The organism is Microcoleus sp. M2_D5 (genome assembly GCF_036701935.1).
In the GTDB taxonomy this organism is placed as follows: Bacteria; Cyanobacteriota; Cyanobacteriia; order Cyanobacteriales; family Microcoleaceae; genus Microcoleus.
In genome coordinates this window covers 92,434-96,000 of the sequence record NZ_JAUBRP010000004.1, presented here as the reverse complement: position 1 = coordinate 96,000, position 3,567 = coordinate 92,434, and the positions used below count along the sequence as shown (strand labels likewise).

General features: G+C 46.2%; 1 protein-coding gene and 23 tRNA genes. 1 reads left to right on the top strand and 23 read right to left on the bottom strand.

Annotated elements, in window-relative coordinates:
- Positions 1–66: 66 nt before the first annotated feature.
- From QUA50_RS02855 to QUA50_RS02830, 6 genes are all read right to left on the bottom strand, one after another.
- A tRNA-Ala gene (locus tag QUA50_RS02855) sits at positions 67–143 on the bottom strand.
- A gap of 7 nt (positions 144–150) precedes the next feature.
- Positions 151–224, bottom strand: a tRNA-Arg gene (locus QUA50_RS02850).
- A 309-nt stretch (positions 225–533) separates the two neighbouring features.
- A tRNA-Arg gene (locus QUA50_RS02845) sits at positions 534–606 on the bottom strand.
- A 6-nt stretch (positions 607–612) separates the two neighbouring features.
- Positions 613–683, bottom strand: a tRNA-Val gene (locus QUA50_RS02840).
- 5 nt (positions 684–688) lie between these two features.
- Positions 689–760, bottom strand: a tRNA-Gly gene (locus QUA50_RS02835).
- A gap of 104 nt (positions 761–864) precedes the next feature.
- Positions 865–935 (bottom strand) — tRNA-Gly (locus tag QUA50_RS02830).
- Positions 936–1,006: 71 nt separating this feature from the next.
- Between QUA50_RS02830 and QUA50_RS02825 the strand changes: the two genes are divergently transcribed.
- Positions 1,007–1,612: a macro domain-containing protein gene (locus tag QUA50_RS02825; protein WP_333259198.1), complete on the top strand. Its 606-nt coding sequence runs from the start codon at positions 1,007–1,009 to the stop codon at positions 1,610–1,612.
- 20 nt (positions 1,613–1,632) lie between these two features.
- Here QUA50_RS02825 and QUA50_RS02820 read toward each other — a convergent pair.
- From QUA50_RS02820 to QUA50_RS02740, 17 genes are all read right to left on the bottom strand, one after another.
- Positions 1,633–1,704, bottom strand: a tRNA-Thr gene (locus QUA50_RS02820).
- Positions 1,705–1,799: 95 nt separating this feature from the next.
- Positions 1,800–1,873 (bottom strand) — tRNA-Leu (locus QUA50_RS02815).
- 129 nt (positions 1,874–2,002) lie between these two features.
- A tRNA-Pro gene (locus QUA50_RS02810) sits at positions 2,003–2,075 on the bottom strand.
- A 4-nt stretch (positions 2,076–2,079) separates the two neighbouring features.
- Positions 2,080–2,161 (bottom strand) — tRNA-Leu (locus QUA50_RS02805).
- Between the two features lie 29 nt (positions 2,162–2,190).
- Positions 2,191–2,256: transfer RNA gene (locus QUA50_RS02800), tRNA-Leu, on the bottom strand.
- 35 nt (positions 2,257–2,291) lie between these two features.
- Positions 2,292–2,365 (bottom strand) — tRNA-Gln (locus QUA50_RS02795).
- 5 nt (positions 2,366–2,370) lie between these two features.
- Positions 2,371–2,449, bottom strand: a tRNA-Gln gene (locus tag QUA50_RS02790).
- A gap of 10 nt (positions 2,450–2,459) precedes the next feature.
- Positions 2,460–2,534 (bottom strand) — tRNA-Asn (locus QUA50_RS02785).
- Positions 2,535–2,540: 6 nt separating this feature from the next.
- Positions 2,541–2,613, bottom strand: a tRNA-Phe gene (locus tag QUA50_RS02780).
- Between the two features lie 4 nt (positions 2,614–2,617).
- A tRNA-Ser gene (locus tag QUA50_RS02775) sits at positions 2,618–2,704 on the bottom strand.
- A gap of 4 nt (positions 2,705–2,708) precedes the next feature.
- A tRNA-Arg gene (locus tag QUA50_RS02770) sits at positions 2,709–2,783 on the bottom strand.
- Positions 2,784–2,817: 34 nt separating this feature from the next.
- Positions 2,818–2,899, bottom strand: a tRNA-Tyr gene (locus tag QUA50_RS02765).
- A 13-nt stretch (positions 2,900–2,912) separates the two neighbouring features.
- Positions 2,913–2,987, bottom strand: a tRNA-Lys gene (locus QUA50_RS02760).
- A 5-nt stretch (positions 2,988–2,992) separates the two neighbouring features.
- A tRNA-Glu gene (locus tag QUA50_RS02755) sits at positions 2,993–3,066 on the bottom strand.
- Positions 3,067–3,072: 6 nt separating this feature from the next.
- A tRNA-Trp gene (locus tag QUA50_RS02750) sits at positions 3,073–3,147 on the bottom strand.
- 3 nt (positions 3,148–3,150) lie between these two features.
- Positions 3,151–3,225 (bottom strand) — tRNA-Met (locus QUA50_RS02745).
- 102 nt (positions 3,226–3,327) lie between these two features.
- Positions 3,328–3,401, bottom strand: a tRNA-Cys gene (locus QUA50_RS02740).
- Positions 3,402–3,567 lie beyond the last annotated feature (166 nt).

The following is a 3,567-nucleotide window of genomic DNA, read 5'->3' as shown; positions in this document are numbered from 1 at the left end:
ATAGATTTGTGAAATCAATCTAAAATCTAAAATCTAAAATCTAAAATCTAAAATCTAAAATTCGTGTGGTGGATTGCGATCGGATTTGAACCGATATCTTTCTAACAGCCAGTTAGATGCTTTACCAATTAAGCTACGAACCCCAGACAGCAGGAGCGGTAGGACTTGAACCCACAACATTCGAGGTAGAAGCTCGACACTCTATCCAGTTGAGTTACACTCCCATGTTTTTTGTTAATGTGCGAGCGCACTTTGACGTGCAAGTTATCAGAGCATTGCGTTTTCTCAGTTACTAGAGAGACTCCGCCGATGAGTTGCTACACACTCTTTAAAGGATGGCTACCTTTAAGCCAACCTGCCGGGTTCATCGCACTCCTCGTTCTCAAACGCCCGCCGATTTTGACAGCGTTACCTTTCCTCTCGTACTAAAGTATGTAGGCTCCAAAGATTGGGACACGCAAAGGGCGATCGATCTTAATATAAAAAATTATTCATTCAATGGAATCAACCTCCTTAAATTAAAGCAAAAACAACGAGAGTGGTAGGACTTGAACCCACAACATCCGCGTCCGAAGCGCGGCGCTCTATCCATTGAGCTACACTCCCATAAATTGGTAGTCCTGACAGGAGATTACCCCGCGTCTGCTTGTAAGGCAAACGCTCTACCATCGAAGCTCAGGACTACAAAAGCGGATGATGGGACTCGAACCCATGCGCTGAGAATGGCATACTCAGATGCTAACCTTTACATCACACCCGCAAACAAATTTGATATTTCCGCTTACGCGCGACTGTCAATTGTCAACAGTTATAAAACCTCCATGTCAACTATGAACTGTCAACTGTCCACTATTTAATTAGCCAAGCGGATAACGGGACTCGAACCCGTATCGCGAGTTTGGAAGACTCAGATGCTACCGTTGCACCATATCCGCACTTTAATTAGTGTTACCGTGCGATCGCCCTTAGTAATTTGCTAAACTACTAGAGAGCGGAGATAAAAAATATGAAACTTATAGTTACAGCACCCAATCCCGAACTATTCGCCGCATTCCAAGAGCATTTTTTCTACCTACCAAATGTCGAAATTACCAACAAACGTTTCGAGGATTTAACCGAGTATGACTGTTTGGTTAGTCCCGCCAATTCATTTGGCATGATGGATGGCGGTATCGATGCAGCCATTGTTGATTTTTTCGGTCATTCTCTAATGGTTAGGGTTCAGCAGCATATCTTGGAAGACTATCTAGGCGAACAACCAGTTGGCACATCATTTATCATCGAAACTCACCATCCGAAACATCCTTTTCTCGCTCATACTCCCACCATGCGCGTACCTATGTCTGTCGTAGGAACAGACATTCCGTATGTGGCAACGTGGGCAATGCTGTTAACAATTCGGCGCTACAACCGACACGCAGAACGTAAAATAGAGAGCGTCGTTTGTCCGGGATTGGGAACGGGAATCGGCCGAGTTCCTTATCGCGAAGCCGCGCGGCAAATGGCACTGGCTTACGACTACTTTGTTTATCCCACGCCGTATGTAAACTGTTTTGTTGCGGCGGAACGACAACTGCAAATTTGGGAAGGTGGCGATCGCAATCCTGCTTAAAGAGCGATCGTATTTTCCCAAGCAGGTGACAAAAGTTGAACCTGCAAGAAAGCTTTACAAGAGCCTCATGTTGCCAATTACATCACACCTGCATTTTTGGTGGCGGGGGCAGGAGTTGAACCTGCTATTAAGAGGCTTATGAGACCTCCAAGCCTACCCAGGCTACTTCACCCGCTATGTCACCAAATACCCCTGACTGGCATCGAACCAGCACTAACTAGATCCTAAATCTAGCGCCTCTACCGATTGGGCTACAGGGGCAAAAGTGATTTTAGATTTTAGATTTTAGATTTTAGATTGAATAAAACCTAATACCCCCGACAGGCCTCGAACCTGTAAGACGCTCATTCTGAGTAAGCGATGTTTTCCAATTACATCACAGGGGTAAAGTCGGGATGGTTGGATTTGAACCAACGACTCCATGCTCCCAAAGCATGGCTTCTGGCCGCTGAATTACATCCCGTTCATGCTCCTCGTGAGACTCGAACTCACAATCTAAAATAGAACAGATTTTAAGTCTGCCGCGTCTGCCAATTCCGCCACAGGAGCAAGTAGAAACTTAGTTTAAAATTTGCTACTCAGGAGTGAGATTTGAACTCACACAACACAATTTTTGAAATTGCGGCCTCTGCCAATTGGGCTACAGGAGTGTAATCGATCTGCTTTGGTAATAGCAGAACTGGGAAGGCAGGGATCGAACCTGCATTTTTCCGCTTTCAAAGAGAGGTGCCATACCGATTAGGCGACTTCCCAATAATTGGGTGCCGGGGTAGGCTTTGAACCTACAAAAACTCCTATTTCAGAGATAGGCGACTTTACCAATTTGTCTACCCGGCAATTTAAAAAATGGCTGCCCCAGTAGGAGTCGAACCTACAACCTAGCGGTTAACAACCGCTTGCTCTACCATTGAGCTATAAGGCAACGCAATCCCCCAAGTCAGTATCGAACTGACGACCTCTTGTTCTTCACACAAGCGCTCTACCAACTGAGCTATCGGGGGAAAACGGAGAAGGTGGGATTTGAACCCACGACGGTTGTTAAACCGCTCTTTCTTAGCAGGAAAGCGCCTTAAGCCGCTCGGCCACTTCTCCTCAGCGAGAACGGAGGGATTTGAACCCCCAAATCTTCAGTTTCGTAGACTGAGATGTTATCCAGTTACACCACGTTCTCAAAATTGCAACTGCATATTAAATGCAGTTACAAATGGGTCAGGCTGGAATTGAACCAGCAACGCTTTAAGCTACTGTTTTACAGACAGCTACCCACGCCAATAGGAGGGCCGACCCAAGATAGGATTTTTGGTAGGTCGTCGAGGAATTGAACCTCGATCCATCCGCTTAAAAGGCGGCTGCAAAACCATTCTGCCAACGACCCACGAGAAGTGCTGACGGGAGTTGAACCCGCAATCACTTGGGTGAAAACCAAGCGGCTTAAACCATTTGCCTACAGCACTATAAATTGGCACAGGAACTGAGATTTGAACTCAGAATGCTGGTTTTGGAGACCAGAGTGTTGCCAGTTACACCATCCCTGCTTTTGGTGGCAGCGGCGGGATTTGCACCCGCATTGACCAAGGTATGAACTTGGCGCTTTACTATTAAGCTACGCTGCAATGTCACTTTCGCTTCGTTCCTTTTCAAAGTTAAAAAATTCAATTAAAAGACTGTTAGTTTAATCTTTTAATTTCTAATTTTTAATTTCTGATTGGGAACAGAGGTTAGGGCGGGATTTGAACCCGCGAAAATCGGTTTTGCAGACCGACGCTTTGAGCCACTCAGCCACCTAACCTGGGAGTCCCGACGAGGTTTGCACTCGCAATCTTCACGCCAGAGGGGGAGACGGCTTGACTTTTGCCTGCGGGACTTTGACCTCGGCCGAAAAACGGATACTTGCTTTCCGACAGGAGGTGTGGATTTTAGACCCTAGTTCCAATTCCGAGATTCTTCTCCTGTGG